The sequence below is a fragment of the Pseudomonas sp. MYb193 genome (genome assembly GCF_002966775.1).
Lineage (GTDB): Bacteria > Pseudomonadota > Gammaproteobacteria > Pseudomonadales > Pseudomonadaceae > Aquipseudomonas > Aquipseudomonas paracarnis.
In genome coordinates, this window is the sequence record NZ_CP023269.1 from 450,621 (window position 1) to 476,403 (window position 25,783).

Annotated in this window: 17 protein-coding genes and 1 pseudogene; 17 read left to right on the forward strand and 1 reads right to left on the reverse strand. The window is 60.7% G+C overall.

Features of this window, described 5'->3' with window-relative positions; genetic code table 11:
• The first annotated feature begins 206 nt into the window (after window positions 1-206).
• The 3 genes from rpmE to CLM72_RS02010 all read left to right on the forward strand — a co-directional run bounded on the left by rpmE (window position 207) and on the right by CLM72_RS02010 (window position 2,712).
• Window positions 207-440, forward strand: a complete 234-nt coding sequence (gene rpmE / locus CLM72_RS02000) for a 50S ribosomal protein L31 (protein ID WP_005784030.1) — start codon at window positions 207-209, stop codon at window positions 438-440.
• A 14-nt stretch (window positions 441-454) separates the two neighbouring features.
• Window positions 455-1,261, forward strand: a complete 807-nt coding sequence (locus CLM72_RS02005; protein WP_105225477.1) for a thermonuclease family protein — start codon at window positions 455-457, stop codon at window positions 1,259-1,261.
• 182 nt (window positions 1,262-1,443) lie between these two features.
• The gene (locus tag CLM72_RS02010) at window positions 1,444-2,712 is read left to right on the forward strand and encodes a malic enzyme-like NAD(P)-binding protein (RefSeq protein WP_005784034.1); all 1,269 of its coding nucleotides are present in this window, start codon (window positions 1,444-1,446) and stop codon (window positions 2,710-2,712) included.
• 149 nt (window positions 2,713-2,861) lie between these two features.
• Here CLM72_RS02010 and CLM72_RS02015 read toward each other — a convergent pair whose 3' ends face one another.
• Window positions 2,862-5,324, reverse strand: a complete 2,463-nt coding sequence (locus CLM72_RS02015) for a penicillin-binding protein 1A (RefSeq protein WP_371920464.1) — start codon at window positions 5,322-5,324, stop codon at window positions 2,862-2,864.
• 233 nt (window positions 5,325-5,557) lie between these two features.
• On the opposite strand from CLM72_RS02015, the gene pilM reads away from it, so the two are divergent.
• The 14 genes and pseudogenes from pilM to gspE all read left to right on the forward strand — a co-directional run bounded on the left by pilM (window position 5,558) and on the right by gspE (window position 25,783).
• Window positions 5,558-6,214, forward strand: a complete 657-nt coding sequence (pilM, locus tag CLM72_RS02020; RefSeq protein WP_105229068.1) for a type IV pilus biogenesis protein PilM — start codon at window positions 5,558-5,560, stop codon at window positions 6,212-6,214.
• Window positions 6,211-6,762, forward strand: a complete 552-nt coding sequence (locus CLM72_RS02025; RefSeq protein WP_105225479.1) for a PilN domain-containing protein — start codon at window positions 6,211-6,213, stop codon at window positions 6,760-6,762. The genes pilM and CLM72_RS02025 overlap by 4 nt, the downstream gene beginning before the upstream one ends.
• On the forward strand, window positions 6,759-7,730 hold the full coding sequence (locus tag CLM72_RS02030; protein WP_105225480.1) for a pilus assembly protein PilP: 972 nt from the start codon (window positions 6,759-6,761) through the stop codon (window positions 7,728-7,730). Before CLM72_RS02025 ends, CLM72_RS02030 begins: the two co-directional genes overlap by 4 nt.
• 138 nt (window positions 7,731-7,868) lie before the next feature.
• A pseudogene (locus tag CLM72_RS02035) lies at window positions 7,869-9,125 on the forward strand (type IV pilus secretin PilQ); the annotation flags it as partial.
• Window positions 9,126-9,129: 4 nt separating this feature from the next.
• Window positions 9,130-9,648, forward strand: coding sequence for a shikimate kinase AroK (aroK, locus tag CLM72_RS02040; protein WP_003187914.1), 519 nt, complete (start codon window positions 9,130-9,132; stop codon window positions 9,646-9,648).
• A 126-nt stretch (window positions 9,649-9,774) separates the two neighbouring features.
• A complete protein-coding gene (gene aroB / locus CLM72_RS02045; RefSeq protein ID WP_105225482.1) occupies window positions 9,775-10,875 on the forward strand; it encodes a 3-dehydroquinate synthase in 1,101 nt (366 codons plus the stop codon).
• A 9-nt stretch (window positions 10,876-10,884) separates the two neighbouring features.
• Window positions 10,885-12,456, forward strand: coding sequence for an SPOR domain-containing protein (locus tag CLM72_RS02050; RefSeq protein ID WP_105225483.1), 1,572 nt, complete (start codon window positions 10,885-10,887; stop codon window positions 12,454-12,456).
• Between the two features lie 352 nt (window positions 12,457-12,808).
• Window positions 12,809-17,254: a glutamate synthase large subunit gene (gene gltB, locus CLM72_RS02060; RefSeq protein ID WP_105225484.1), complete on the forward strand. Its 4,446-nt coding sequence runs from the start codon at window positions 12,809-12,811 to the stop codon at window positions 17,252-17,254.
• A 32-nt stretch (window positions 17,255-17,286) separates the two neighbouring features.
• A complete protein-coding gene (locus CLM72_RS02065) occupies window positions 17,287-18,705 on the forward strand; it encodes an FAD-dependent oxidoreductase (RefSeq protein ID WP_046070563.1) in 1,419 nt (472 codons plus the stop codon).
• Window positions 18,706-18,931: 226 nt separating this feature from the next.
• On the forward strand, window positions 18,932-19,999 hold the full coding sequence (gene hemE, locus CLM72_RS02070; protein ID WP_078731230.1) for a uroporphyrinogen decarboxylase: 1,068 nt from the start codon (window positions 18,932-18,934) through the stop codon (window positions 19,997-19,999).
• A gap of 325 nt (window positions 20,000-20,324) precedes the next feature.
• On the forward strand, window positions 20,325-21,785 hold the full coding sequence (gene gbpA, locus CLM72_RS02075) for an N-acetylglucosamine-binding protein GbpA (protein WP_105225485.1): 1,461 nt from the start codon (window positions 20,325-20,327) through the stop codon (window positions 21,783-21,785).
• A 182-nt stretch (window positions 21,786-21,967) separates the two neighbouring features.
• On the forward strand, window positions 21,968-22,465 hold the full coding sequence (locus tag CLM72_RS02080; protein ID WP_105225486.1) for a type II secretion system protein N: 498 nt from the start codon (window positions 21,968-21,970) through the stop codon (window positions 22,463-22,465).
• A gap of 4 nt (window positions 22,466-22,469) precedes the next feature.
• Window positions 22,470-24,338, forward strand: coding sequence for a type II secretion system secretin GspD (gspD, locus tag CLM72_RS02085; protein WP_105225487.1), 1,869 nt, complete (start codon window positions 22,470-22,472; stop codon window positions 24,336-24,338).
• Window positions 24,335-25,783: a type II secretion system ATPase GspE gene (gspE, locus tag CLM72_RS02090; protein WP_105225488.1), complete on the forward strand. Its 1,449-nt coding sequence runs from the start codon at window positions 24,335-24,337 to the stop codon at window positions 25,781-25,783. Before gspD ends, gspE begins: the two co-directional genes overlap by 4 nt.

Here is a 25,783-nt window from a genome sequence, read left to right on the forward strand (position 1 = left end):
ACAGATGCAGTGACTGACACACCGCCTTCGCGGGCAAGCCCGGCTCCCACATTGACGGCGGTGTATGAGGAATATCTGATGAAAGGAAGTTTTCGACCATTCCCGCCGCTTGCGTGATTAAAAAGGTCTGGTAGAATCCGCGGCCTAATTACGTGCGGTATTCGACAATAGTGTCGAGTGGCGGCACGCTAGCCCGAGGAAGTGCCATGAAAGCCGATATCCATCCAGCGTACGAAACCATCGAAGTCACCTGCAGCTGCGGCAACAAGTTCGAAACTCGTTCGAACCTGTGCAAGCCACTGGGTACTGACGTATGCAACGAGTGCCACCCGTTCTACACCGGTAAGCAGAAAACTCTGGACACCGGCGGCCGCGTACAGCGCTTCGCAGATCGCTTTGGTGCTTTCGGCAAGAAGCCTGCTGCTACTCCAGCAGAGTAAGGTTCAAGAGCCTTATGGGCTTTTACCTGCTGTTGAAAAAGGCGTCCCTTGTGGGCGCCTTTTTTGTGCCTGGGATTTGGCTGGCGACCGCTCAGGCCGATGCATTCTGCCCCGCGCCGGCAGCCGTCGTCCGCGTCGAGGTACAGCGTGTGGTGGATGGCGACACGGTGCGCCTCAAGGACGGTCGCAGCGTGCGCATGATCGGCCTCAACGCGCCGGAAACCGGCAAGAAGGGCCGCCCTGACGAGCCATTCGCTGTCGCCGCCCGCCAGCGCCTGCAGGCGTTGGTCAAGGCCAGCGATGGGCGTGTCGGCCTGGTGGCGGGGCGCGAAGCCAAAGACCATTACGGGCGCACCCTGGCTCACCTCTACGGCGCCAATGGCGAGAATCTGGAGGCGCAACTGCTGGCCGAGGGCCTGGGGTACCAAGTGGGCGTGGCGCCGAATATAGACCTGGTTGCCTGCCAGCAGGCGGCCGAAAACAGCGCCCGCCAGGCACGGCTTGGCCTGTGGCGCCAATCGCCGGTGCAAAGCGTGGCGAGTCTCAAGCGCTCCGGGTTTGCCCTGGTGGCCGGTCGGGTCAGCAAGATCGAGCGCAATCGCGGTGGAATCTGGATTGAACTGCAGGGTTCACTGGTATTGCGTATTGCGCCCGAGCTGATCAGCCAGTTCGATACGGCCATGCTCGATGGTCTGCAAGGCCGCACCCTTGAGGCGCGCGGTTGGGTGCAGGATCGGGCCCGCCGTGGCGGCCTGAAAAAAGGCCAAGCGCGCTGGCTGTTGCCAATAACCGACCCCGGCATGCTGAAATCGGCGCTTTGAATAAAAAATTGTAGACATTTTTTATTTCGATTGTGAACAGTTGAGCCCTTGTATCCCGTGGCTCTTGGCCAAAAGTCGTAGCCCAGGGCCCTTGACACCTGTGACTGCCCAGTCTTGTAGGGACTTTACGACACGCGTATCCTCGGCGGTCCGTCGACCAACAGTAAAAGCGGAATGCCGATATGTCTGATTTGAAAACTGCCGCTCTCGAATACCATGCCCATCCTCGTCCAGGAAAGCTGAGTGTAGAGCTCACCAAAGCCACTGCCACTGCCCGCGACCTGTCGCTGGCCTACAGCCCTGGTGTTGCCGAACCCGTACGTGAAATCGCCCGTGACCCAGAGCTGGCGTACAAGTACACCGGCAAAGGCAACCTGGTTGCAGTGATTTCCGATGGCACCGCGATTCTGGGCCTGGGTAACCTCGGCCCATTGGCTTCCAAGCCAGTCATGGAAGGCAAGGGCGTGCTGTTCAAGCGCTTTGCCGGCATCGACGTTTTCGACATCGAAGTCGATTCCGAAAGCCCGCAGGCGTTCATCGACACCGTCAAGCGCATTTCCATCACGTTCGGTGGCATCAACCTGGAAGACATCAAGGCACCTGAGTGCTTCGAGATCGAAAAGGCCCTGATCGAGCAGTGCGACATTCCGGTATTCCACGATGACCAACACGGCACCGCGATCGTTACCGCAGCCGGCATGATCAACGCCCTGGAAATTGCTGGCAAAACCCTGGGCGAGGCGAAAATCGTCTGCCTGGGCGCCGGTGCCGCGGCCATTTCCTGCATGAAGCTGATCATCAGCATGGGCGCCAAGCTGGAAAACATCTACATGGTCGACAGCAAGGGCGTGATTCAGTCCGAGCGCACCGACCTGAACCAGTACAAGGCGATGTTTGCCCATCCGTCCTCCAAGCGCACCCTGGCTGACGCCCTCGACGGTGCCGACGTGTTCGTTGGCCTGTCCGGCCCGAACCTGCTGAGCGCTGAAGGCCTCAAATCCATGGCGCCGAACCCTATCGTGTTCGCCTGCTCCAACCCGGATCCGGAAATCTCTCCTGAACTGGCCCACGCCACTCGCAGCGACGTGATCATGGCCACCGGCCGTTCGGACTACCCGAACCAGGTCAACAACGTATTGGGCTTCCCGTTCATCTTCCGTGGTGCCCTGGACGTTCGCGCCAAGCGCATCAACGAAGAAATGAAAGTGGCCGCTGCCAACGCCCTGCGTGAACTGGCCAAGCTGCCGGTACCTCAGGATGTGTGTGACGCCTACGGTGGCGCCAAGCTGGAATTCGGTCGTGAGTACATCATTCCGAAACCAATGGATAAGCGCCTGATCACCCTGATCTCCGATGCCGTGGCCAAGGCCGCTATCGAGACTGGTGTGGCTACCCTGCCGTATCCAAAGAACTACCCGCTGCAAAGCGTGGATGATGTGTTCAACGGCTAAGCCGTTGTAGACACACCCGCAAAAAAAGCCCCGACTGAGTGATCAGTCGGGGCTTTTTTGTGGCTGGCGATTCACTCGAGTCTTGTGCGGATCCAAGTGTGGGAGCAAGCCTGCTCCCACATTAGGTCTGTGCCAGGCCGCAGCTCCCGTCAGAACAGGTCGATCGGCGCACCTTCATCCGCCGGCAGCGGGCTGCCCGGCACTGCGCCGTTGCCCAGTTCGTTGACCGATGGCGGTGTATCTTCGCTCTTGAACAGCTCGAAGTACGCATTCGGCGTGCTCGGTGAAGCCGCACGGCCACTGATCGGGTCGATGCGCAGGCTGAGGATGCCTTCTGGCTCTGGCTGGGTGTGCAGCGGCTTGTCCTTGAGCGCTGCGCCCATGTAGCTCATCCAGATCGGCAGGGCGACGGTGCCACCAAACTCGCGGCGGCCCAGGCTTTCAGGCTGGTCATAGCCGGTCCACACGGTGGTCACGTAGTCGCCGTTGTAGCCGGAGAACCAGGCGTCCTTGGACTCGTTGGTGGTACCGGTCTTGCCAGCGATATCCGCACGGCCCAGGGCCAGTGCGCGGCGGCCGGTGCCCTTCTTGATCACGTCTTGCAGGATGCTGTTGAGGATGTAGGTAGTGCGGCCGTCCACGATGCGCTCGGCAACCGCTGGCGCTTGCGGTTCGGCCGGTGCGCCGGCGTTTGCGGCCGACGGTGTGCCTGGCGTCGCCTCGATGGTGATACCGCCGTTGCTCGGTACCGCAAGCCCGTCGGTCGCGGCCACACCATTGACCACGTCGCCGGGTACCCGTGGCGGGTTGGCGGTGAACAGGGTGTCGCCATTGCGGCTTTCGATCTTGTCGATCAGGTACGGCGCGATCTTGTAGCCGCCGTTGGCAAAGGTGCTCCAGCCGGTGGCGATTTCCATCGGCGTGAGGGTCGCGGTACCCAGGGCCAGGGACAGGTTTGGCGGCAGGTCCGACTTGGCGAAGCCAAAGCGCGTCATGTAGTCGATGGTCTTGCCTACGCCCATCGCCTGCAACAGGCGGATCGACACCAGGTTGCGTGACTTGTACAGCGCCTCGCGGATACGGATCGGGCCGAGGAACGTGTTGGTGTCATTCTTCGGACGCCAGACCTTGTCCAGATATTCATCGACAAACACGATTGGCGCGTCGTTGACCAGGCTGGCGGCGGTGTAGCCGTTGTCCAGCGCGGCACTGTAGACAAACGGCTTGAAACTGGAGCCCGGCTGGCGCTTGGCCTGGGTGGCGCGGTTGTAGTTGCTCTGCTCGAAGGCAAAGCCGCCGACCAGTGCGCGGATCGCACCGTTCTGCGGGTCCAGGGACACCAGGGCGCCCTGGGCGAGCGGCACCTGGCTGAATTTGAGACTGTCATCCTTTTGGCGTTGCACGCGGATCAAATCACCCACTTGGGCCACGTCGGATGGCTGCTTGGGCATCGGGCCCATGCTGTTGGTGTTCAGGAACGGGCGTGCCCACTTCATGCTGTCCCAGGCTACATGGGCTTCGCCAGAGCGGGTCAGCACTTGGATGCCGTCCTTGGATACCTGGGTAACGATAGCCGGGTCCAGGCCGCTGATCGAACGCTGTTTGCCCAATTCGGTGGTCCAGGCACTCAGGGTCTTGCCCGGCAGGCGCGACTCGGGACCGCGGTAGCCGTGACGCTGGTCATAAGTGATCAGGCCTTCATGTACCGAATGGTTGGCGATTTCCTGCAAATTGCTCGGCACCGTCGTGGTGACGCGGAAACCTTCGGTGTAGGCCTCGCTGCCATAACGGCCAACCATCTCGGCGCGGGCCATTTCGGCGATATAGGGTGCATTCACTTCTGGGGTCGGCACGTGATAGCTGGCGTTCAGCGGCTCGGCTACGGCACTTTCATAAGCGGCCTGGTCGATCTTGCCCAGTTTGTACATGCGGCCCAGGATCCAGTCGCGGCGTTCTTTGCTGCGCGCCGGGTTGGCCAGCGGGTTGAAGCGCGAAGGTGCCTTGGGCAGGCCAGCAATCATCGCCATCTGCGCCAGGCTGGCGTCACGAATCGACTTGCCGTAATAGACCTGGGACGCGGCCTCGATGCCGTAGGCGCGGTTGCCCAAGTAGATTTTGTTGACGTACAGCTCGAGGATTTCATCCTTGGTCAACTGGCGTTCGATCTGCAGCGCCAGCAGGATTTCGGTGGCCTTGCGGGAAAAGCTGCGCTCGCTGGTGAGGAAGAAGTTCTTCGCCACCTGCATGGTGATGGTGCTGCCGCCCGATTGAATATGTCCGCTTTTTACCAGTTGTGTGGCTGCACGCACCAGGCTGCTGGGGTCTACGCCGTAGTGGTTGGCGAAATTATCGTCTTCGGCGGACAGCAATGCGCTGATGAAATTGGGTGGAATATCGGCGAAACGGATCGGTGTGCGGCGCATTTCGCCGAACTCCGCGATCAACTTGTCATCGCTGCTGTAGACCCGCAAAGGAATCTGCAACTGGATACTTCTGAGGGCCTCTACGGAGGGCAAACCCGGACTAAGGTAGAGGTAGGCCCCGCTGAACACGAGCAGCAGCCCGCAGACGATGGCGACAATGGAGTACCCGAAAAACTTCAGCAGACGAATCAAGGCTTTTGGATTTCCAGAGAAAAGAAAGAGTTACGCGTCGGGGCATGCATGGCAAACGATGGATCGACCCGGGCAGCAGATAAAAAGCGGGAAAAAACGCTGGGCATTAAAGCATTTTTCGGCTTGGGGCGTCATTCGCGTGCCTTGAACAAGCCGACCGAATGCAAGGTGCCTGGCAGCAATCAGGCGAGATGACAGCCGGTATGACAGGGAAAGTTTTGGGGAGTTTTATGGGAAAGGGATTTTTCAGGCGAAAAGTCGACACGGTGTTGGGGGTCGATATCAATGACAGCTGCATCAAGCTGATCGAACTGGGCCGTTCATCAGGCGGTTTCAGCGTCCAGGGCTACGTTATGCAAATGCTGCCGCCCCAGGCGGTGGTGGACGGCACCTTGCTGGACCTTGAGGGTGTGGGCCGTATGCTGCAACAGGCACTGTCGCGCCTGGGTACCTCGGCCCGGTACGCCGCCGTGGCGGTTGCGGGCCCGTCGGTAATTACCCGGCTGATTGACATGGACGCCGGCCTCAGTGATGAGGAAATGGCCTGGAAGATCCAGATGGAAGCCGACCAGTTCATCCCCTATCCATTGGACGAGGTGGCCATCGACTTTCAGGTTCAAGGGCCATCGGCTCAAGGCCCGCAGTGGGTAGAGGTGATGCTGGCGGCGTGCCTGCGTGAGCAGGTCGAAGCGCGCGAGGCGGTTTTGGCCCTGGCGGGGCTGGTGCCGCGGGTGGTCGATGTAGAAGGGTTTGCATTGGAGCGCGCTTGCCTTCAGGATTTTGCCAGCTTCACGCCGGGTCACAGAGTCGATGGTGCACAATGGGCCTTGGATGCCCAAGGGATGGGAGTGGCTTGCGGGCTGGCCCTTAGGAGTTTCGCTGGATGACACGAATCAATCTTTTGCCTTGGCGCCAGGCCCTCGCGGAGCGCAGGCGCAAATACCTGTTGGTGCTATTGCTGGCGTTTGCCTGCGTGGCGCTCGCGGCACTGTGGTTGGCTGATCAAGTGATCGACCAGGCAATAGACCGGCAGGTAAGCCGCAACAGCCGCCTGGAAGAGCACATCGCTACCCAGGACTCGCGGATCAGGACCATCGACGACTTGCAGGCGCGAAGCCAGCAACTGGCCGAACGCATGAAGGTGGTTCAGGACCTGCACGATGCCCGCTCCTCCGGGGCCCGATTGTTCGAGCAATTGGCTCGCTCGGTGCCTGAAGGTGTCCATCTGCATGAGGTGGTTGCGAACGGCGACACCATCAGCATTCGCGGCACGGCAGAAAGCAACCAGGATATCGCCCGTTTGATGCAGCAGCTCAAGCCAATCCACGGCTCCAGTTCGACCCGTCTGCAGCGCGTGCAAGCCGAAGGTGCACGCGGCGAAAGTGAATTCCAGCTGATGGTGCGCCAGGGAGAGTCCATCGAGGCGCAACCATGAGCCTGCCCAGGCTCGATTTTTCCACGCTCTTTTACAACGCTGCCAAATGGTCCCTGCCGGGCAAGGTGCTGCTTGGCTGTGCGCTGGCCGGCCTGGTGCTGGCGCTAGGCGAGGTTTTGCATGGGGGGCCGCAGCGGGAGCGATTGCACGGGCTTGAGGCGCGGGAGCAGGCGCTGCAGCAGCAATTCACAGAAAAGACCGGCCTGGCCGCGAGCCTTGAGCTGCGCACCCGGCAAGTCCGGAGCATGGAAGACAATCTTGCCAGCCTTCTAGGGCAATTGCCCGGCGAGTCCGAGGTGCCTGCCGTGCTGGCAGACATCGCCCGGCTGGCGGCTGTTCATGGGGTGTGGGTCGAAGGCATCACCGTGCTGGATGAAGCGCCTCGGCAGCTTTATATCGAACAACCCATGCAGATAAGCGCCTCCGGGGTTTATCACGAGCTGGCGACGTTTGTCAGTGCCTTGGGTGGGTTGCCGCGGGTCGTTACCGTGCAGGATATTGCGCTCGGGCATCAGGGTGCCTTGTTACGTCTGAACATGCTCGCCAAGACCTATCGCAGCACCCTGCACACCGGCAAGGCCCGTCAGGTGCTCGACCCAGGGCCGCAATTTGTCTACGAACCCTCGTCCTTGCGCGACCCGTTCACGCCGCCCGCCTTGCAGGCACCGCACGTTCCGGGCCGCCCGGCCCTTGCCCCGGATTTCACCCGGCCACGGGGACTGTTGGAGGGTATGCGCCTCGATCAGTTCGAAATGGTCGGCACCTTGTCCCGTGGTGCGCAGGCCTTTGCCTTGTTGCGGGCTGGGGCCAGGGTGTATCGGCTGGCGGTGGGTGATTACCTGGGGCCGGACCATGGCCAGGTCACGGCCATTCAAGACGCTGCTGTCGAGCTGGTGGAGCTGTTTCCCGATGGACAGGGCGCCTGGCTGGAACGCCCGCGAACCCTTGTGCTGAACGTCAACTCATAACGGAATCAAACAATGAAAAGGACCTTCTCGTCCTTCGGTGTGGCGCTATGGATAGCGTTCACGGCACCGATGGCTGCTGCTGTGCCCAATCGCCTGGACCTTATCCAGCTGCCGCCACCCGACAGTGCCCAGCCGGTCAGCTATACAGGCGCCAAGCTGACCCTGAATTTCCAGGACATCGACCTGCGCGCGGTCTTGCAGCAAATTGCCGATGTCGCCGGGCTCAACCTGGTGACCAGCGATGAGGTGCAGGGCTCGATCACCCTGCGGCTCAAGGATGTGCCCTGGGACCAGGCTCTGGACCTGGTACTGCAAACCAAGGGCTTGGACAAGCGAGTCAAGGCGGGCGTGCTGCTGGTGGCGCCCGCCGATGAATTGGCTGCTCGCGAGCTGTTGATGCTGGAGTCGCGCAAGCAGATGGCCGAGCTGGCGCCCTTGCGTCGGGAGCTGCTGCAGGTCAATTACGCCAAGGCCGCCGACCTGGCCAAGCTGTTTCAGTCGGTGACCGGCTTTGAGGGCGCCACCGATGAGCGCGGTTCGGTGGCAGTGGATGACCGCACCAACAACATCATCGCCTACCAGACTGGCGAGCGGCTCGAAGAGCTGCGGCGCATCGTGGCGCAGCTGGATATCCCGGTACGCCAGGTCATGATCGAGGCACGGATTGTGGAGGCCAATGTCGACTACGACAAAAGCCTGGGTGTGCGCTGGGGTGGGCGGCTCACCCGCGGCAACAGCGGCGTTGGCGGTATTGGCAAGCCGCTGGCGGAGGGTGCCGAGCTGCCGCAAAACCCACCCAGTTCACCCTTTGTCGACTTGGGGTCGCTGGCCGGAACCTCGGGCCTGGGGATCGCCTATATCACCGACAACCTGTTGCTGGACCTTGAGCTGACCGCCATGGAAAAAACCGGCAACGGTGAGATCGTCTCGCAGCCCAAGGTCGTCACCTCCGACAAAGAGACTGCACGCATCCTCAAAGGCACCGAGATTCCTTATCAGGAATCCACCTCCCAGGGTGCCACCTCGGTGTCGTTCAAAGAGGCCTCGCTGTCGCTTGAAGTCACGCCGCAAATCACCCCCGACGACCATGTGATCATGGCGGTCAAGGTCACCAAGGATGAGCCCGACTACCTGAACCGACTCAATGACGTGCCGCCGATCAAGAAAAACGAGGTCAACGCCAAGGTTCTGGTCAGGGATGGCGAGACCATCGTCATTGGCGGGGTTTTCTCCAACACCCAAAGCAAAGTGGTAGATAAAGTGCCATTTTTGGGCGATGTGCCGTATCTTGGCCGCCTTTTCCGGCGCGATGTGCTGGCGGAGAAAAAATCCGAGCTGCTGGTATTCCTGACTCCGCGTATCATGAATAACCAGGCGATTGCTGTGAGTCGTTGATTCTGTGCGAAATTTGATTCTTGTAGGGCCGATGGGGGCTGGAAAAAGCACCATCGGCCGTTTGCTGGCCAAAGAGCTGCGCCTGCCGTTCAAAGATTCCGACAAGGAAATTGAATTGCGCACGGGCGCCAATATCCCATGGATCTTCGATAAAGAAGGCGAGCTGGGCTTTCGTGACCGCGAGCAGGCGATGATTGCCGAGCTGTGCGGCTGCGATGGCGTGGTATTGGCGACCGGTGGTGGCGCCGTCATGCGCGATGAAAACCGTCGGGCGCTGCATGCCGGTGGTCGGGTGGTGTATTTGCACGCGTCGGTCGAACAGCAGGTGGGCCGTACCGCCCGTGATCGCAATCGCCCGTTGCTGCGCACCGCCGACCCGGCGAAAACCCTGCGGGACCTGCTGGCGCTGCGCGATCCGCTGTATCGGGAAATCGCCGATCTGGTGGTGGAAACCGATGAGCGGCCACCTCGGATGGTCGTACTTGACATCCTTGAGCGCCTGCAACGGTTGCCACCCCGTTAAAGCCTGGCCCGAAATGCGCTATTCTCGGCGGCGCGCCATGACCTTATAAGGTATGGCGTAGAGCCACCAGGCGGTGTCGAGAGGTCGACAGTGCCGGTCGTTAATACATCTTCAACGCGGGGACACATGCAGACACTTAAGGTCGATCTAGGCGAGCGCAGCTACCCGATCCACATTGGCGCAGGTCTGTTGGACCAGCCCGAACTGCTTGCGCCGCATATTGCCGGCCGACAGGTGGCGATCATCTCCAACGAAACGGTCGCGCCGCTGTATCTTGAGCGTCTGAGCCGCAGCCTGGCGGCGTACTCGGTGATCTCCGTGGTGTTGCCTGACGGCGAAGCCCACAAGAACTGGGAAACCCTGCAACTGATCTTTGACGGCCTGCTGACCGCACGCCATGACCGTCGAACCACTGTGGTCGCCCTGGGCGGCGGTGTGATTGGCGACATGGCCGGGTTTGCCGCGGCCTGCTACCAGCGCGGCGTGGATTTCATCCAGGTGCCGACAACCTTGCTGTCCCAGGTCGATTCGTCGGTGGGCGGCAAGACCGGTATCAACCACCCGTTGGGCAAGAACATGGTCGGTGCGTTCTACCAGCCTCAGGCTGTGCTGATCGACACCGCTACCCTCAACACCTTGCCGCCGCGCGAGCTGTCGGCGGGCCTGGCGGAAGTCATCAAGTACGGCCTGATTTGCGATGAGCCGTTCCTGACCTGGCTGGAAGAACACATGGACGCCTTGCGCGCCCTCGATCAGGTAGCCCTGACCGAAGCGATCTCCCGCTCTTGCGCGGCCAAGGCGCTGGTGGTCAATGCCGACGAGCGCGAGTCCGGCGTGCGGGCCACGCTGAACCTGGGCCACACCTTCGGCCATGCGATCGAAACTCACATGGGCTATGGTGTGTGGTTGCATGGGGAGGCCGTGGCGGCTGGTACGGTGATGGCATTGGATATGTCGCAGCGCCTGGGCTGGATCAGCGCCCGAGAGCGCGATCGCGGTATCCGCCTGTTCCAGCGTGCCGGTTTGCCGGTCGTTCCGCCCACGGAGATGACCGAGGCGGATTTCCTTGAACATATGGCGATAGACAAGAAAGTGATCGACGGTCGACTTCGACTGGTACTGCTGCGCCACATCGGCGAAGCCGTGGTGACCGACGATTATCCAAAAGAGATTCTACAGGCCACGCTGGGAGCGGATTACCGCGCCCTGGCCCAGCTCAAAGGTTAATAAGACCCGATGACTAGTTTGCATGCCGACGAGGCGTTCCTCGGCCATTATCACTTGAGCCACGACCCCTTCGCACCACGGGTGCCGGGTTTCAAGTTCTTCCCCGCCCAGCGCAAGCCGGTACTTGGGCAGTTGCATCACCTCGCGCGCTACAGCCAGTTGCTGCTGGTGGTGACCGGCCCTCTGGGCAGCGGCAAGACCTTGCTGCGCCAGGCGCTGGTGGCCAGCACCAACAAACAATCGGTGCAGAGCGTGGTGGTATCGGCCCGCGGTGCCGGTGATGCGGCCGGCGTACTGCGCGAGGTGGCGCAAGCGTTGAACGTCTCCAACGCCGAGCCGAACGCGATTCTCAAGCAGGTGGTGCAATTGGGCCTGACCGGCCAGGAAGTCTACCTGCTGGTAGACGACGCCGAGCAGCTCGACGAATCGGCCCTGGAAGCCTTGCTGGCGCTGGCAGCGGGTACGCCGGAAGGTCGCCCGCATGTGTTCCTGTTCGGTGAGTCGTCGTTGATCGCCGATCTGGAGCAGATCAGCGGTGAGCAGGAGCTGTTTCACGTCATCGAGTTGCAGCCGTACGAAGAGGAAGAAACCCGCGAATACCTGGCACAACGTCTTGAAGGCGCCGGGGCGGGTATCGAACTTTTCACCGCTGCGCAGATCTCTGATATTCACGAAAGCTCCGATGGCTGGCCTGGAAACATCAACCAGGTTGCCCGCGATGCCATGATCGAAGCCATGATTGCCAGCCGCTCTGCGGTCAAGCGTCCAAAGATGGGGTTCACTATGCCTAAGAAGCACGTATTGGCTATTTCCGCCGTTGTCGTGGTCGCTGTTGCCGCCGCCTGGTTGATCCCGGGCCGCAACAAAGCACCGACAACCACTGGCGCGCCAACCGAACAGGCGCAGTTGCCACTGGGCAAGCCCACGCCAAACGTCGAATTTGCCAACTCCGGCCAACCGACCAACCTGCCGATGGTCGGCCAACCTGTGATGCGCGGCCCTCTGGCTGAAGAAGCCGGTGGCATCTCCGAAGGCGACGACGGTGTGCCGGTGGAAGGCTCCAGCGCCACGCCGCCGACCGTGACCACCACCGCGCCACCTGCAGGCGTACCGGCCGGTGTGCCAGCGACGCCGGTTGCTCCGGTCGCCAAGCCGACGCCGGCGCCCACCGTTGCTACCGCCAAGCCTGCTCCGGTGACCAAGCCTGTCGCACCAGCGCCAGCCGCCAAACCAGCCCCGGCCGCCAAGCCTGCGGAAAAACCAGCCGCCACGGTTGCCAAGGCCGGCGCTGCTGGCAGCAGCTGGTACAGCAGCCAGCCTACCGGTAACTTTGTGGTGCAGATCCTGGGCACCAGCTCCGAAGCCAACGCCCAGGCGTTCGTCAAAGAGCAGGGCGGCCAGTACCGTTATTTCAAGAAAGTGCTCAACGGCAAGCCTCTCTACGTGATCACCTACGGCAGCTTCCCAAGCCGCGCCGCAGCCGATTCTGCCATCAAGGCCTTGCCAGCGAAGGTTCAGGCTGGTAAACCTTGGCCTCGCACTGTTGCCAGCGTTCAACAAGAACTGGCAGCAACTCGCTGAAGATCCGGCGGCCTTACCCAGGCCGCCCTCCCGGCACCTCAAAAAAATCCGCAAGTGCGTGCAGTCTCCCGAGACCGCGCGCTTTGTGGTGTCTGCGTCACAGTGGCTTTTGAGTCGTAGCGGTCAGAATTAAAAAAGTTTTGACTAGCACAGCATATCGCTTTAAACCTTTCATAAATGCGACATAGATTTGCGACATTTCGTCGCTAAATTTGTGAGCGTCTGTGTCGGTGTGTACAATGACCTCCCTTTTGCCCCCGCTAAGCCGGCGTACGTTCGGCGTGGAAGGTAACCGGTTGAATTGAAAAGAAATTTGCCTCGGTAAAAGAGGCAGCCTGGTGAGAAAGTGTCTATGAAAGCAGGTCTGTACCAACCCGATGAATTCAAGGATAACTGCGGTTTCGGCCTGATAGCCCACATGCAGGGCGAACCCAGTCATACCCTTTTGCAAACGGCCATCGAGGCCCTGACCTGCATGACCCACCGCGGTGGGATCAACGCCGACGGCAAGACCGGTGACGGCTGTGGCTTGCTGATTCAAAAGCCCGACCAGTTCCTGCGCGCTGTCGCCAAAGAGCAATTCGCGGTCGAACTGCCCAAGCAGTACGCCGTGGGCATGGTGTTTTTCAACCAGGACCCGGTAAAAGCCGAAGCCGCTCGCGAGAACATGAACCGCGAGATCGCCGCCGCCGGCCTGCAAATTGTCGGATGGCGCAAAGTGCCCATCGACACCAGCGTACTCGGCCGCCTGGCCCTGGAGCGCCTGCCGCAGATCGAACAAGTGTTCATCGCCGGCGATGGCCTGAGCGACCAGGACATGGCGATCAAGCTGTTCACGTCCCGTCGTCGTTCGTCGGTGCTCAACGCCGCCGACACCGACCATTACATCTGCAGCTTTTCCCACAAGACCATCATTTATAAAGGCCTGATGATGCCGGCGGACCTCACCGCCTTCTATCCAGACCTGAGCGATGAGCGCCTGCAAACCGCAATCTGCGTGTTCCACCAGCGCTTCTCCACCAATACCCTGCCGAAATGGCCGCTGGCCCAGCCATTCCGCTTTCTCGCCCACAACGGCGAAATCAATACCATCACCGGCAACCGCAACTGGGCCCAGGCCCGTCGCACCAAGTTCGCCAACGATTTGATGGACCTCGAAGAGCTCGGCCCGCTGGTCAATCGCGTGGGTTCCGACTCCTCCAGCATGGACAACATGCTCGAACTGATGGTCACCGGCGGCATCGACCTGTTCCGTGGCGTGCGCATGATCATTCCGCCAGCGTGGCAGAACGTCGAGACGATGGACCCGGACCTGCGTGCGTTCTACGAGTACAACTCGATGCACATGGAACCGTGGGACGGCCCGGCCGGCGTGGTCATGACCGACGGCCGCTACGCGGTGTGCCTGCTCGACCGTAACGGTCTGCGCCCGGCGCGTTGGGTGACCACCACCAACGGTTTCATCACCCTCGCCTCGGAAATCGGCGTGTGGGACTACAAGCCTGAAGACGTGATCGCCAAAGGCCGTGTAGGCCCTGGCCAGATCCTGGCCGTGGACACCGAGACCGGGCAGATCCTCGACACCGACGCCATCGACAACCGCTTGAAGTCCCGTCACCCGTACAAGCAATGGCTGCGCAAGAACGCCCTGCGCATCCAGGCGACCATGGAAGACAACGACCACGGTTCGGCTTTCTATGACGTCGACCAGCTCAAGCAGTACATGAAGATGTACCAGGTCACGTTCGAAGAGCGCGACCAGGTGCTGCGCCCGCTCGGTGAGCAAGGCTACGAGGCCGTCGGCTCCATGGGCGATGACACGCCAATGGCCGTGCTGTCCCAGCGCGTACGCACGCCGTACGACTACTTCCGCCAGCAGTTCGCCCAGGTGACCAACCCGCCGATCGACCCGCTGCGTGAAGCCATCGTGATGTCCTTGGAAGTGTGCCTCGGCGCCGAGCGCAACATCTTCCAGGAATCGCCTGAGCATGCCTCCCGCGTGATCCTCAGCTCGCCGGTCATTTCCCCGGCCAAATGGCGCTCGCTGATGACCCTGGAGCGTCCGGGCTTCGATCGTCAGATCATCGACCTGAACTACGACGAGAGCCTGGGCCTTGAAGCCGCAGTGCGTAACGTTGCTGACCAGGCTGAAGAAGCCGTGCGTGCCGGTCGTACCCAGATCGTACTGACCGACCGCCACATTGCGCCTGGCAAGTTGCCGATCCACGCGTCCCTGGCGACCGGTGCGGTGCACCACCGCCTCACCGAAAAAGGCCTGCGCTGCGACTCCAACATCCTCGTGGAAACCGCCACCGCCCGCGACCCGCATCATTTTGCGGTGCTGATCGGTTTCGGCGCTTCGGCGGTTTACCCGTTCCTCGCGTACGAAGTGCTGGGTGACCTGATCCGTACCGGTGAAGTGCTGGGCGACCTCTATGAGGTGTTCAAGAACTACCGCAAGGGCATCACCAAGGGCCTGCTGAAGATCCTGTCGAAGATGGGCATCTCCACCGTCACCTCGTACCGTGGTGCTCAGTTGTTCGAAGCCATCGGCCTGTCCGAGGAAGTCTGCGAGCTGAGCTTCCGTGGCGTACCGAGCCGCATCAAGGGTGCGCGTTTCGTCGACATCGAAGCCGAGCAAAAAGCCCTGGCCGCCGAAGCCTGGAGCGCGCGTAAGCCGATCCAGCAAGGTGGCCTGCTCAAGTTCGTGCACGGTGGCGAATACCATGCCTACAACCCGGACGTGGTCAACACCCTGCAAGCCGCTGTGCAGCAGGGCGACTACGCCAAGTTCAAGGAATACACGAGCCTGGTGGATAACCGCCCGGTGTCGATGATCCGCGACCTGTTCAAGGTGAAGACCCTGGGCACGCCGATGGACATCGCCGAAGTCGAGCCGCTGGAGTCGATCCTCAAGCGCTTCGACTCCGCCGGTATTTCCCTGGGCGCCTTGTCGCCCGAGGCTCACGAAGCCCTGGCCGAAGCCATGAACCGCCTGGGTGCGCGTTCCAACTCCGGCGAAGGCGGTGAAGACCCGGCGCGCTACGGCACGCTCAAAAGCTCGAAGATCAAGCAGGTGGCCACCGGCCGTTTCGGGGTGACCCCGGAGTACCTGGTGAATGCCGAGGTGCTGCAGATCAAGGTGGCCCAAGGCGCCAAGCCGGGTGAGGGTGGTCAATTGCCAGGCGGTAAGGTCAACGGTCTGATCGCCAAGCTGCGTTACGCCGTACCGGGCGTGACCTTGATTTCGCCACCGCCGCACCACGACATCTACTCGATTGAAGACTTGTCGCAGTTGATCTTCGACCTCAAACAAGTCAACCCGCAGGCCCTGGTCTCGGTGAAACTGGTTGCGGAAGCCGGCGTCGGCACCATCGCCGCCGGTGTGGCCAAGGCCTATGCCGACCTGATCACCATCTCCGGCTACGACGGCGGCACCGGCGCTTCGCCGCTGACCTCGATCAAGTACGCCGGTGCGCCGTGGGAGCTCGGCCTGGCCGAAACCCACCAGACCCTGCGCGGCAACGACCTGCGCGGCAAGGTGCGAGTACAGACCGACGGCGGCCTGAAAACCGGCCTCGACGTGATCAAGGCCGCGATCCTCGGCGCCGAAAGCTTCGGCTTCGGCACTGCGCCCATGATCGCCCTGGGCTGCAAATACCTGCGTATCTGCCACCTGAACAACTGCGCCACCGGCGTGGCGACTCAGAACGAGAAACTGCGCAAGGATCACTACATCGGCACCGTCGACATGGTGGTGAATTTCTTCACCTACGTCGCCGAAGAAACCCGTGAGTGGCTGGCCAAATTGGGCGTGCGTTCGCTGGAAGAGCTGATCGGTCGCACCGACCTGTTGGACATCCTCGAAGGCCAGACCGCCAAGCAACAACATCTGGACCTCACCCCTCTGTTGGGCAGCGATCACATCCCGGCAGACAAGCCACAGTTCTGCCAGGTGGACCGCAACCCACCGTTCGACAAAGGCCTGTTGGCCGAGAAAATGGTCGAAATGGCCGGCTCCTCGATCAACGACGCCAGCGGTGGCGAATTCGCCTTGGATATCTGCAACTGCGACCGTTCCATCGGCGCACGCATCTCCGGCGAAATCGCGCGCAAGCACGGCAACCAGGGCATGGCGAAAGCGCCGATCACCTTCCGCTTCAAGGGCACTGCGGGCCAGAGCTTCGGTGTGTGGAACGCCGGCGGCCTGCACATGTACCTGGAAGGCGACGCCAACGACTACGTGGGCAAGGGCATGACTGGCGGCAAACTGGTCATCGTTCCGCCGGCTGGCAGCGTGTACAAGACCCAGGACAGTGCCATCATCGGCAACACCTGCCTGTACGGCGCCACCGGTGGCAAGCTGTTTGCCGCAGGTACCGCCGGTGAGCGTTTCGCCGTGCGTAACTCCGGTGCTCACACCGTGGTGGAAGGCACTGGCGATCATTGCTGCGAGTACATGACCGGAGGCTTTGTCGCGGTACTGGGCAAGACCGGTTACAACTTCGGTTCGGGCATGACCGGCGGTTTCGCCTACGTGCTCGACCAGGACAACACCTTCGTCGACAAGGTCAACCACGAGTTGGTCGAGATCCAGCGGATCAGCGGCGAAGCCATGGAATCCTACCGGAACCACTTGCAGCACGTGCTGGACGAGTACGTCGAGGAAACCGGCAGCGAATGGGGTCGTAACCTCGCCGAAAACCTCGATGATTACCTGCGTCGTTTCTGGCTGGTCAAGCCCAAGGCTGCCAACCTGAAATCGTTGCTTTCCAGCATCCGTGCCAACCCGCAGTGATATGCGCCTGAACAGTTTGATGAGGTTTTAACATGGCTGAACGTCTGAATAACGACTTCCAGTTCATCGATGTCGGGCGCAAAGATCCGAAGAAGAAACTGTTGCGTCAACGCAAGAAAGAGTTCGTGGAAATCTACGAACCCTTCAAACCCCAGCACTCGGCCGACCAGGCCCACCGCTGCCTGGGGTGCGGTAACCCGTATTGCGAATGGAAGTGCCCGGTGCACAACTTCATTCCCAACTGGCTCAAACTGGTGGCCGAGGGCAACATCCTCGCCGCCGCCGAGCTGTCGCACCAGACCAACACCCTGCCGGAAGTCTGCGGCCGGGTGTGCCCGCAAGACCGCTTGTGTGAAGGTGCCTGCACCCTCAACGACGGTTTCGGCGCGGTAACCATCGGTTCGGTGGAGAAGTACATCACCGACACCGCGTTCGCCATGGGCTGGCGCCCGGACATGTCCAAGGTCAAGCCGACCGGCAAGCGCGTCGCGATCATCGGCGCGGGCCCGGCGGGCCTGGGGTGTGCCGACGTGTTGGTGCGCGGCGGCGTGACCCCGGTGGTGTTCGACAAGAACCCGGAAATCGGTGGCCTGCTGACCTTCGGTATCCCCGAGTTCAAGCTGGAAAAAACCGTACTGAGCCACCGTCGTGAAGTGTTCACCGGCATGGGTATCGAGTTCCGCCTCAATACCGAAATCGGCAAAGACATCACCATGGAGCAACTGCTCGCCGAATACGATGCGGTGTTCATGGGCATGGGCACCTACACCTACATGAAGGGCGGCTTCGCCGGTGAGGACTTGCCGGGCGTGTATGACGCGCTCGACTTCCTGATCGCCAACGTCAACCGCAACCTGGGCTTTGAAAAGTCGCCGGAAGATTTCGTCGACATGAAGGGCAAGAAGGTCGTGGTGCTGGGCGGTGGTGACACCGCGATGGACTGCAACCGTACTTCGATCCGCCAGGGCGCCAAGTCGGTGACCTGCGCTTATCGCCGTGACGAAGCCAACATGCCCGGCTCGCGCAAAGAGGTGAAGAACGCCAAGGAAGAAGGCGTGAAATTCCTCTACAACCGCCAGCCGATCGCCATCGTCGGTGAAGACCGTGTGGAAGGTGTGAAGGTGGTCGAGACCCGTCTCGGCGAACCGGACGCCCGTGGCCGTCGCAGCCCCGAGCCGATCCCGGGTTCCGAAGAAATCATCCCGGCCGACGCCGTGGTCATCGCCTTCGGTTTCCGTCCAAGCCCGGCGTCGTGGTTCGAGCAGTTCGAAATCCAGACCGACAGTCAGGGCCGTGTCGTGGCCCCGGAACAAGGCCAGTACAAGCATCAGACCAGCAATCCGAAGATCTTCGCCGGTGGCGACATGGTGCGCGGGTCGGACCTGGTGGTCACCGCGATCTTCGAAGGCCGTAACGCCGCCGAAGGCATCCTGGACTACCTGCAAGTCTGATTTGAAACAGGGTCAACTGTGGGAGCTGGCTTGCCTGCGATAGCAATAGTGAATTCACCGCCGCCATCGCAGGCAAGCCAGCTCCCACATAAACCTCGTTTCACATTGAGATGTGTAATGCCAGCCGCCGCGACAAATTGACCCGATAGACAAAAGGCACGGTGCATTCCGTGCCTTTTGCGTCGCGCTCTGAGAAAATGCCCGCACTTTTTTTGCGGATGCCGACATGACTGCCCTCAAGAACGACCGTTTCCTTCGTGCCCTGCTCAAGCAACCCGTAGACGTCACCCCGGTGTGGATGATGCGTCAAGCCGGTCGCTATCTGCCGGAATACCGCGCCAGTCGTGCCAACGCCGGTGATTTCATGAGCCTGTGCATGAACCCGGAGTTCGCCTGCGAAGTCACGATGCAGCCGCTGGACCGCTACCCACAACTGGATGCGGCCATCCTCTTCTCCGATATCCTCACCATCCCGGATGCCATGGGCCAAGGCCTGTACTTCGAAACCGGCGAAGGCCCGCGCTTCAAGAAAGTCGTCAGCACCCTGGCCGATATCGAAGCCCTGCCGATCCCTGACCCACACAAAGACCTGGGCTACGTGATGGATGCTGTGAGCACCATCCGCCGCGAGCTCAACGGCCGCGTGCCGCTGATCGGGTTCTCCGGCAGCCCATGGACCCTGGCCACCTACATGGTTGAAGGCGGCTCGTCGAAAGACTTCCGCAAGACCAAAGCCATGCTCTACGACAACCCGCAAGCCATGCACCTGTTGCTGGACAAGCTGGCGCAGTCGGTCACGTCCTACCTCAACGGCCAGATCATGGCGGGTGCCCAAGCGGTACAGATTTTCGACACCTGGGGTGGCAACCTGTCGGCGGCGGCGTACCAGGAGTTCTCCCTGGCCTACATGCGCAAGATCGTCAGCGGCCTGATCCGTGAGCACGAAGGCCGCAAGGTTCCGGTGATCATGTTCACCAAAGGCGGCGGCCTGTGGCTGGAAAGCATCGCTGACGCGGGCGCCGATGCATTGGGCCTGGACTGGACCTGCGACCTCGGCGAAGCGCGCCGTCGCGTCGGCAACCAGGTTGCCCTGCAAGGCAATATGGACCCGACCGTGCTCTACGCCAAGCCAGAAGCGATCCGCGCCGAAGTTGGACGCATCCTGGCCAGCTATGGCAAGGGCACCGGTCATGTGTTTAACCTGGGTCATGGCATTACGCCTGAAGTGAATCCTGAGCATGCCGGGGCTTTCCTGCAGGCGGTGCATGAGTTGTCCGCGCAATATCACGTGTAGTCCCAAGGCTTTATGTCATCACCCTCTTGCAATAAGAGGGTGATGTTGTCACTGATACCTTGAATAAACTGTTTATGGCTGGGCGGATGTCTAATCGCCTGGCCACAGTTCGTTTAAATTATTTAAGTGCGTAGGACTATTCCTGCTCTTACGTGGTGTTTTTTGTTTTTTGAGAGAATTCGATTGGTAATATTCAACTATTCCTACATTAATTAATTTCTCTATCCGTAAAATTCGATCCCGCTCGTAGTACAGAAACCTAAAAAACGTATTCCATATTTTCGGATGTGGGTTTTATTGTCTGGTTAAGTAGGGCTCGAATTTAATGATTAAAAAAGACCTGTCACGTTGGGGCGGTGTTTCTTCGCTGGCGTTGTTAAGTGCATTGTTGATACCTGCTCAGAGTGCACAGGCGCATGGTTATCTGAATGATCCACCTTCACGCGCCTTCCAGTGCCAGAAAGGCCTGAACAAAGATTGCGGCGGCGCGCAATACGAGCCGCAAAGTGTGGGTGAAACCTTCAAAGGGTTTCCCGCCGGTGTAGGCGGTGCTCCGTTGCAGGGCCCTGTGGACGGCAAGATCGCCAGCGGTGGTATCGGCCTGTTCTCGGCCATGGACGCCCAATCCGCCAATCGTTGGTACCAGACCGAAATCAAAGACAGAAACATCAACTTCGACTGGAAATACACGGCAGCGCACCCGGCCACCAAACATGAGTATTTCATTACCCGTAATGGCTGGAACCCCAACGAACCGCTCAAGCGTGCATCGTTTGACGGTACGCCATTCTGTGCGGTGGATGGTGGCAATGTGCTTCCCGTCAGTGGCGACAAGCATGCCTGTGTGATCCCCCAGGATAAGAGTGGGCCACATGTGATCCTCGGCGTCTGGACGGTCGGTGATACCGACGCGGCCTTCTATAACGTGGTCGATGTAAACATCCTGGCGGAGCCCGAGTTGCCGGGCGGTTGGAGCGCCGTTGGCAGCATCGCGCCATCCGCTACGCTGCTGGTGGGTGACAAGGTCAAGGCCCGGGCTTTCACCGCTAGTGGCGAGAGCGCGGCCTATTCGGTTGAAATCACGATTGATAGCGTCGACGAGGGTCAACCGCAGAACTGGTCGTTCAAGCTGGCTGAAAAGGTCAATCAGTCCCAGACCCTGATCCAGGCGGGCATTCGCGATGAGCAGGGCAATATTGCCCCTGTCAAAGGCAGCAACAATCTGTTCGCTCAAAAGGACAGCGGCGTTATTCGCTATGAACTGACCCTGGACGTCAAGGAGGACACGCAGGCGCGCATGGCGTTGTCCGCAATCGCCAGCGAGTACGTATTGGACAAGGGCCGCGCAAAGGTACGCTTTGCCATGATCGCCAACCGCGACATGAACGTCGAAGCCACGCTGTTCGATGCCAACAACAAGTCGGTCGGCACGCTCAAGGCCCTCGCGCAGGGCTACAGCAACTGGCTGGAAATGGACGTGCGTAGCGAGCCGGGCACGCATCATATGACGCTGCTGGGCACCACGGTCGATGGACGTACCACGCGCCAGGACACCCAACCTGTGAACCTGACGGGTGAAGGCGGGGCGAAGGACTATCACTTCGTCTTCCCTGAAGGGCTGGCAAGCTACGAAGCGGGTACCCGCGTATTGCATTCGAAAACGGGTGAAGTTTATGAGTGCAAACCGTTCCCTGCGTCGGGTTACTGCAAACAATACCTGCCCACTGCCAACGGCTTCGAACCGGGGGTAGGCCATCACTGGCAGACGGCGTGGGATCAACTTTGATTCATTAATCGACTAAGCCCAGGCAAGTCGTATCGAACTTGCCTGGGTGTTTTTTCTTATATGAATACTTTTTTTTAAACAGGCTGCATTGATTGATAGCGCCTCTAGGTTGGTCCGTGGTCAGGACTTTCATGGGCCTCTGTTACTTGATGCTATTTGTTTCAAGGTTTTGATTTCTCGCTATGAAGCCGACCGTATTGTTGCTGCTATTGCCTTTGAGCTATGGGCTCACGCTTGCCTATCAAGAATGGCAGTTGCGCCAAACGTCGATTACATCTGTGCCGACGGCGCCTGTGCCCGTGGCCGCGGCACCGCAAGCTGGCACGCTCAATACCCTTGCAGTGGCGACAGTGTTTGGCCTGGCGACCCAAGGCAGCCGCTTGAGCAGTACCGAGCCGCTGACACTGCGGGCCATTGTGGTTGCCAACGACAGCGATTCACGCGCGCTGTTGGACGGCCCTGACGGGGCACGGTTTTATCGCACCGGCGAGCGCTTGCCGGGAGGCAGCGTGCTGCGTCGCATCGAGACGGCGCAGGTGGTGTTGTGGCGCCAGGGGCGTGAAGAGTCGCTGAACCTGCACAGGGCAAGCATAGGGCGATTTCTTCAGCTTGCGCAGGCGCAGAGCCCGACAGCCACCGTTCATTTACGGCCTACGGTCGAAAAAACCAGGAGTCACTAGGCCCATGAGTACCCTGAAAGGCGCTGTCGGGGCGTTGATGCTAGGCATGTTGTGGTATGCCGGGCAGTCGTTGGCAGCAGAGCAACGCTGGCAGTTGGCGATGAACGATGCCGAGCTGCGCGATGTCGTGGAGGAGATGTCGAGTATCCTCGACACCACGGTGATCCTGGACCCAAAAGTCCAGGGGCGCATCAGCGTGGTGTCGCGTCAGGCGTTGGATCGCGAGGGTGTGCGACGACTGTTTTACAGTGTGCTCGATGCCCATGATTTTACGGTGATCGACCAAGGCGACCAGTTGCTCATCATTCCGGCAGCCCAGGCCAAAAGCCAGGCCGGTGATGCCGACGCGCAGGTATCGGCTGCACAGCAGTTCGTCACTCAAGTCATTGCCTTGGGGGCCAGCAACGCAGCAGATCTGGCGGGACTGGTGCGGCCATTGATTTCGGCCAACGGTTACGTCGGTCCTTCGGTATCAGCCAATGCGTTGGTGATCACGGATACCGCTCGCAATGTGCGTCGTATTGGCGATGTCGTCCGGCAGTTGGATTCCGGTGCGAAGAATGCGCACGAACTGGTGGTCTTGCAGCATGGTGTGGCGGCAGATATTGCGCGCCTGATGGAGGCGTCCATCGGCAAGCAGAGTGCCGACAGCCCCATCCAGGTCCTGGCCGATACGCGTAGCAACCGGCTGGTGATCGTGGGCACGGCGGCTGCGCGCCAGCGCCTGGTACAACTGGTGCGTAGCCTGGATACGGCGACGCCCGCCCGCCTGGACAATGCCCGCGTCATCCGCCTGCGCTACAGCGACGCGAAGCAATTGGCCGAGGTGCTGGACTCCATGGGGCAAGGGATGAAAACCCAACCTTCCGGCGCAGCCCTGAAAGAATCGACGGCCAACGCGCCTTTCATGGTCAGGGCCGATGAAAGCCAGAATGCCCTGGTGGTCGTTGCCGAAGCGGTACAACTGGCCACCCTTGAGGGCATCGTGCGCGAGCTGGACCAGCCGCGCGCCCAGGTATTGATTCACGCCGCCATCGTTGAAGTCAGCGGTGATATCAGCGAGGCACTGGGGGTGCAATGGTCGTTCAATCGCGGTAGCAGCCAAGGGCTTGTGAACTTCCCCGGTACTGGTATCCCGATCCTTGACGCGCTCAAGTTCGATGATAAAACCGCAGCGCCGGAGGGGGCCCTGCTCAAGCTGGGTGGCGATCGATTCGGTGCGTTGGTATCCGCCCTGGCCAGCAACACGCGTAGCAACCTGTTATCGACGCCGAGCCTGCTGACCCTGGACAACCAGGAGGCGGAAATCATCGTCGGTCAGAACGTGCCGTTCAAGACCGGCTCCTACGCGACCAACAGCAGCGGTGCGGATAATCCCTTCACTACGGTGGAGCGCAAGGACGTCGGGATCAGCCTCAAGATCAAGCCCTATATCAACGAGGGCTCGACCCTGCGCCTGGAAGTCGCGCAAGAGGTCTCCGATATCGCGCCTGCGGTCGCCGGCGTCGACTCCTCTGACCTGATCACCAACAAGCGCGCGCTCAAAAGCACGATTCTGGCGGATGATGGCGAGATCATCGTGATCGGTGGCCTGATCAAGGACAGCGTACGAACGCAGGCCAGCGGTGTGCCGCTGTTGCGTGACATTCCTTACCTGGGCGCGTTGTTTCGCTGGAGCCGTGATACCCAGGTCAAGAGCAACCTGATGGTCTTCCTGCGCCCGACGATCGTACGCAGTGGCCAGGACTTGTCCAGGCTCAGCCAGGAACGCTATCAGGACTTGCGCGGCGAGCGTCCACCTGGCGCCCTGCAATTGCCCGACGAAGCGGCGCAATTGTTCGACGTGCGCCAGCGTCCCGGGGGCAGCCAATGAAGCCATTGCCCTTCGGGTTTGCCCGGCGTTTCGGTGTACTGATCGACGATGGACATTTAATCGTCCGTGGCGCTACGCCATTGAGCGCGATTACCGAGGCCCTGCGCCTGTGTGAGCAAGAACTGCCGCCGCGCCTGGTGACTGACGAAGCGTTTGCCCTGGCGTTGGCGAGGATTTATAGCGAGGGGCAGGCGGCAGCCGAGCAGGTCGCCCAAGGCTTGGACGAGGAACTGGACTTGTTCAGCCTGGTGGACCAGGTGCCGCAAACGGCCGACCTGCTGGAGCAGCAAGGGGATGCGCCGATCATTCGGTTGATCAACGCATTGCTCAGTGAGGCCGTGCGGGCAAAGGCCTCGGATGTCCACCTGGAAACCTTCGAGCACACGCTGGTAGTACGCATGCGCGTTGATGGGCAACTGCGCGAAATGCTGCGGCCACGGCGTGAGCTGGCGACCTTGCTGGTGTCGCGAGTCAAAGTCATGGCACGCCTGGATATCGCCGAAAAACGTGTGCCGCAGGATGGCCGCATGGCGCTGCGCCTGGCAGGGCATGAGGTGGACGTACGGGTATCCACCTTGCCTTCGGCTCACGGCGAACGTGTGGTACTGCGCCTGCTCGACAAGCATGCCGGGCGCCTGCAACTGGCGCGCCTGGGGATGTCGCCGAGTACCCTCAGTCAGTTGCATCAATTGCTTGGCAAACCTCACGGGATCTTCCTGGTGACCGGCCCCACCGGTTCGGGCAAGACCACCAGCTTGTATGCCGCGCTGGCCCATCTCAATGACCAGACCCGCAACATCCTCACGGTGGAAGACCCGATTGAATATCACCTGCCGGGCATCGGCCAGACGCCGGTCAACCCCAAGGTCGACATGACGTTTGCGCGTGGCTTGCGAGCGATCCTGCGCCAGGATCCGGACGTGGTGATGGTGGGCGAGATCAGGGACAGTGAAACCGCCGAAATTGCCGTTCAGGCTTCCCTCACCGGGCACCTGGTGCTGTCGACGCTGCACACCAACAGCGCGATTGGCGCCGTCACTCGCCTGGTGGATATGGGCGTAGACGCTTATCTGCTGGCTTCCTCCCTGGTGGGTGTACTTGCGCAGCGCTTGTTACGCACGTTGTGCCCGGACTGCAAGACCGCCGTGCTGGCCGATGCCGAGGTGTGCCGTCGGCTGGGGCTCGATCCTGCCCAGGCGCCGCGTGTGTTCAAGGCTGCGGGCTGCGAAAACTGCCGCCAGGGTTACTGCGGGCGTATCGGTATCTACGAACTGGTCACGGTTACGCCGGCACTGTCCGCATTGATTCATCAGGGGGCCAGTGAGCAGGCACTACTGGCCGAGGCACGGCGGTACTCGTGCAGCTTGTTCGAGGATGGTCGTCGGTGCGTGCTTGAAGGGCTGACCAGCGTGGATGAGTTGCTGCGGGTAACCCAGGAAGACTAG

Bases quoted from the DNA above. Each gene is read 5' to 3' on its own strand.
- rpmE (WP_005784030.1), top strand. From the start codon at position 207: ATGAAAGCCGATATCCATCCAGCGTACGAAACCATCGAAGTCACCTGC.
- CLM72_RS02005 (WP_105225477.1), top strand. From the start codon at position 455: ATGGGCTTTTACCTGCTGTTGAAAAAGGCGTCCCTTGTGGGCGCCTTT.
- CLM72_RS02010 (WP_005784034.1), top strand. From the start codon at position 1,444: ATGTCTGATTTGAAAACTGCCGCTCTCGAATACCATGCCCATCCTCGT.
- pilM (WP_105229068.1), top strand. From the start codon at position 5,558: ATGGGAAAGGGATTTTTCAGGCGAAAAGTCGACACGGTGTTGGGGGTC.
- CLM72_RS02025 (WP_105225479.1), top strand. From the start codon at position 6,211: ATGACACGAATCAATCTTTTGCCTTGGCGCCAGGCCCTCGCGGAGCGC.
- CLM72_RS02030 (WP_105225480.1), top strand. From the start codon at position 6,759: ATGAGCCTGCCCAGGCTCGATTTTTCCACGCTCTTTTACAACGCTGCC.
- aroB (WP_105225482.1), top strand. From the start codon at position 9,775: ATGCAGACACTTAAGGTCGATCTAGGCGAGCGCAGCTACCCGATCCAC.
- CLM72_RS02050 (WP_105225483.1), top strand. From the start codon at position 10,885: ATGACTAGTTTGCATGCCGACGAGGCGTTCCTCGGCCATTATCACTTG.
- gltB (WP_105225484.1), top strand. From the start codon at position 12,809: ATGAAAGCAGGTCTGTACCAACCCGATGAATTCAAGGATAACTGCGGT.
- CLM72_RS02065 (WP_046070563.1), top strand. From the start codon at position 17,287: ATGGCTGAACGTCTGAATAACGACTTCCAGTTCATCGATGTCGGGCGC.
- hemE (WP_078731230.1), top strand. From the start codon at position 18,932: ATGACTGCCCTCAAGAACGACCGTTTCCTTCGTGCCCTGCTCAAGCAA.
- gbpA (WP_105225485.1), top strand. From the start codon at position 20,325: ATGATTAAAAAAGACCTGTCACGTTGGGGCGGTGTTTCTTCGCTGGCG.
- CLM72_RS02080 (WP_105225486.1), top strand. From the start codon at position 21,968: ATGAAGCCGACCGTATTGTTGCTGCTATTGCCTTTGAGCTATGGGCTC.
- gspD (WP_105225487.1), top strand. From the start codon at position 22,470: ATGAGTACCCTGAAAGGCGCTGTCGGGGCGTTGATGCTAGGCATGTTG.
- gspE (WP_105225488.1), top strand. From the start codon at position 24,335: ATGAAGCCATTGCCCTTCGGGTTTGCCCGGCGTTTCGGTGTACTGATC.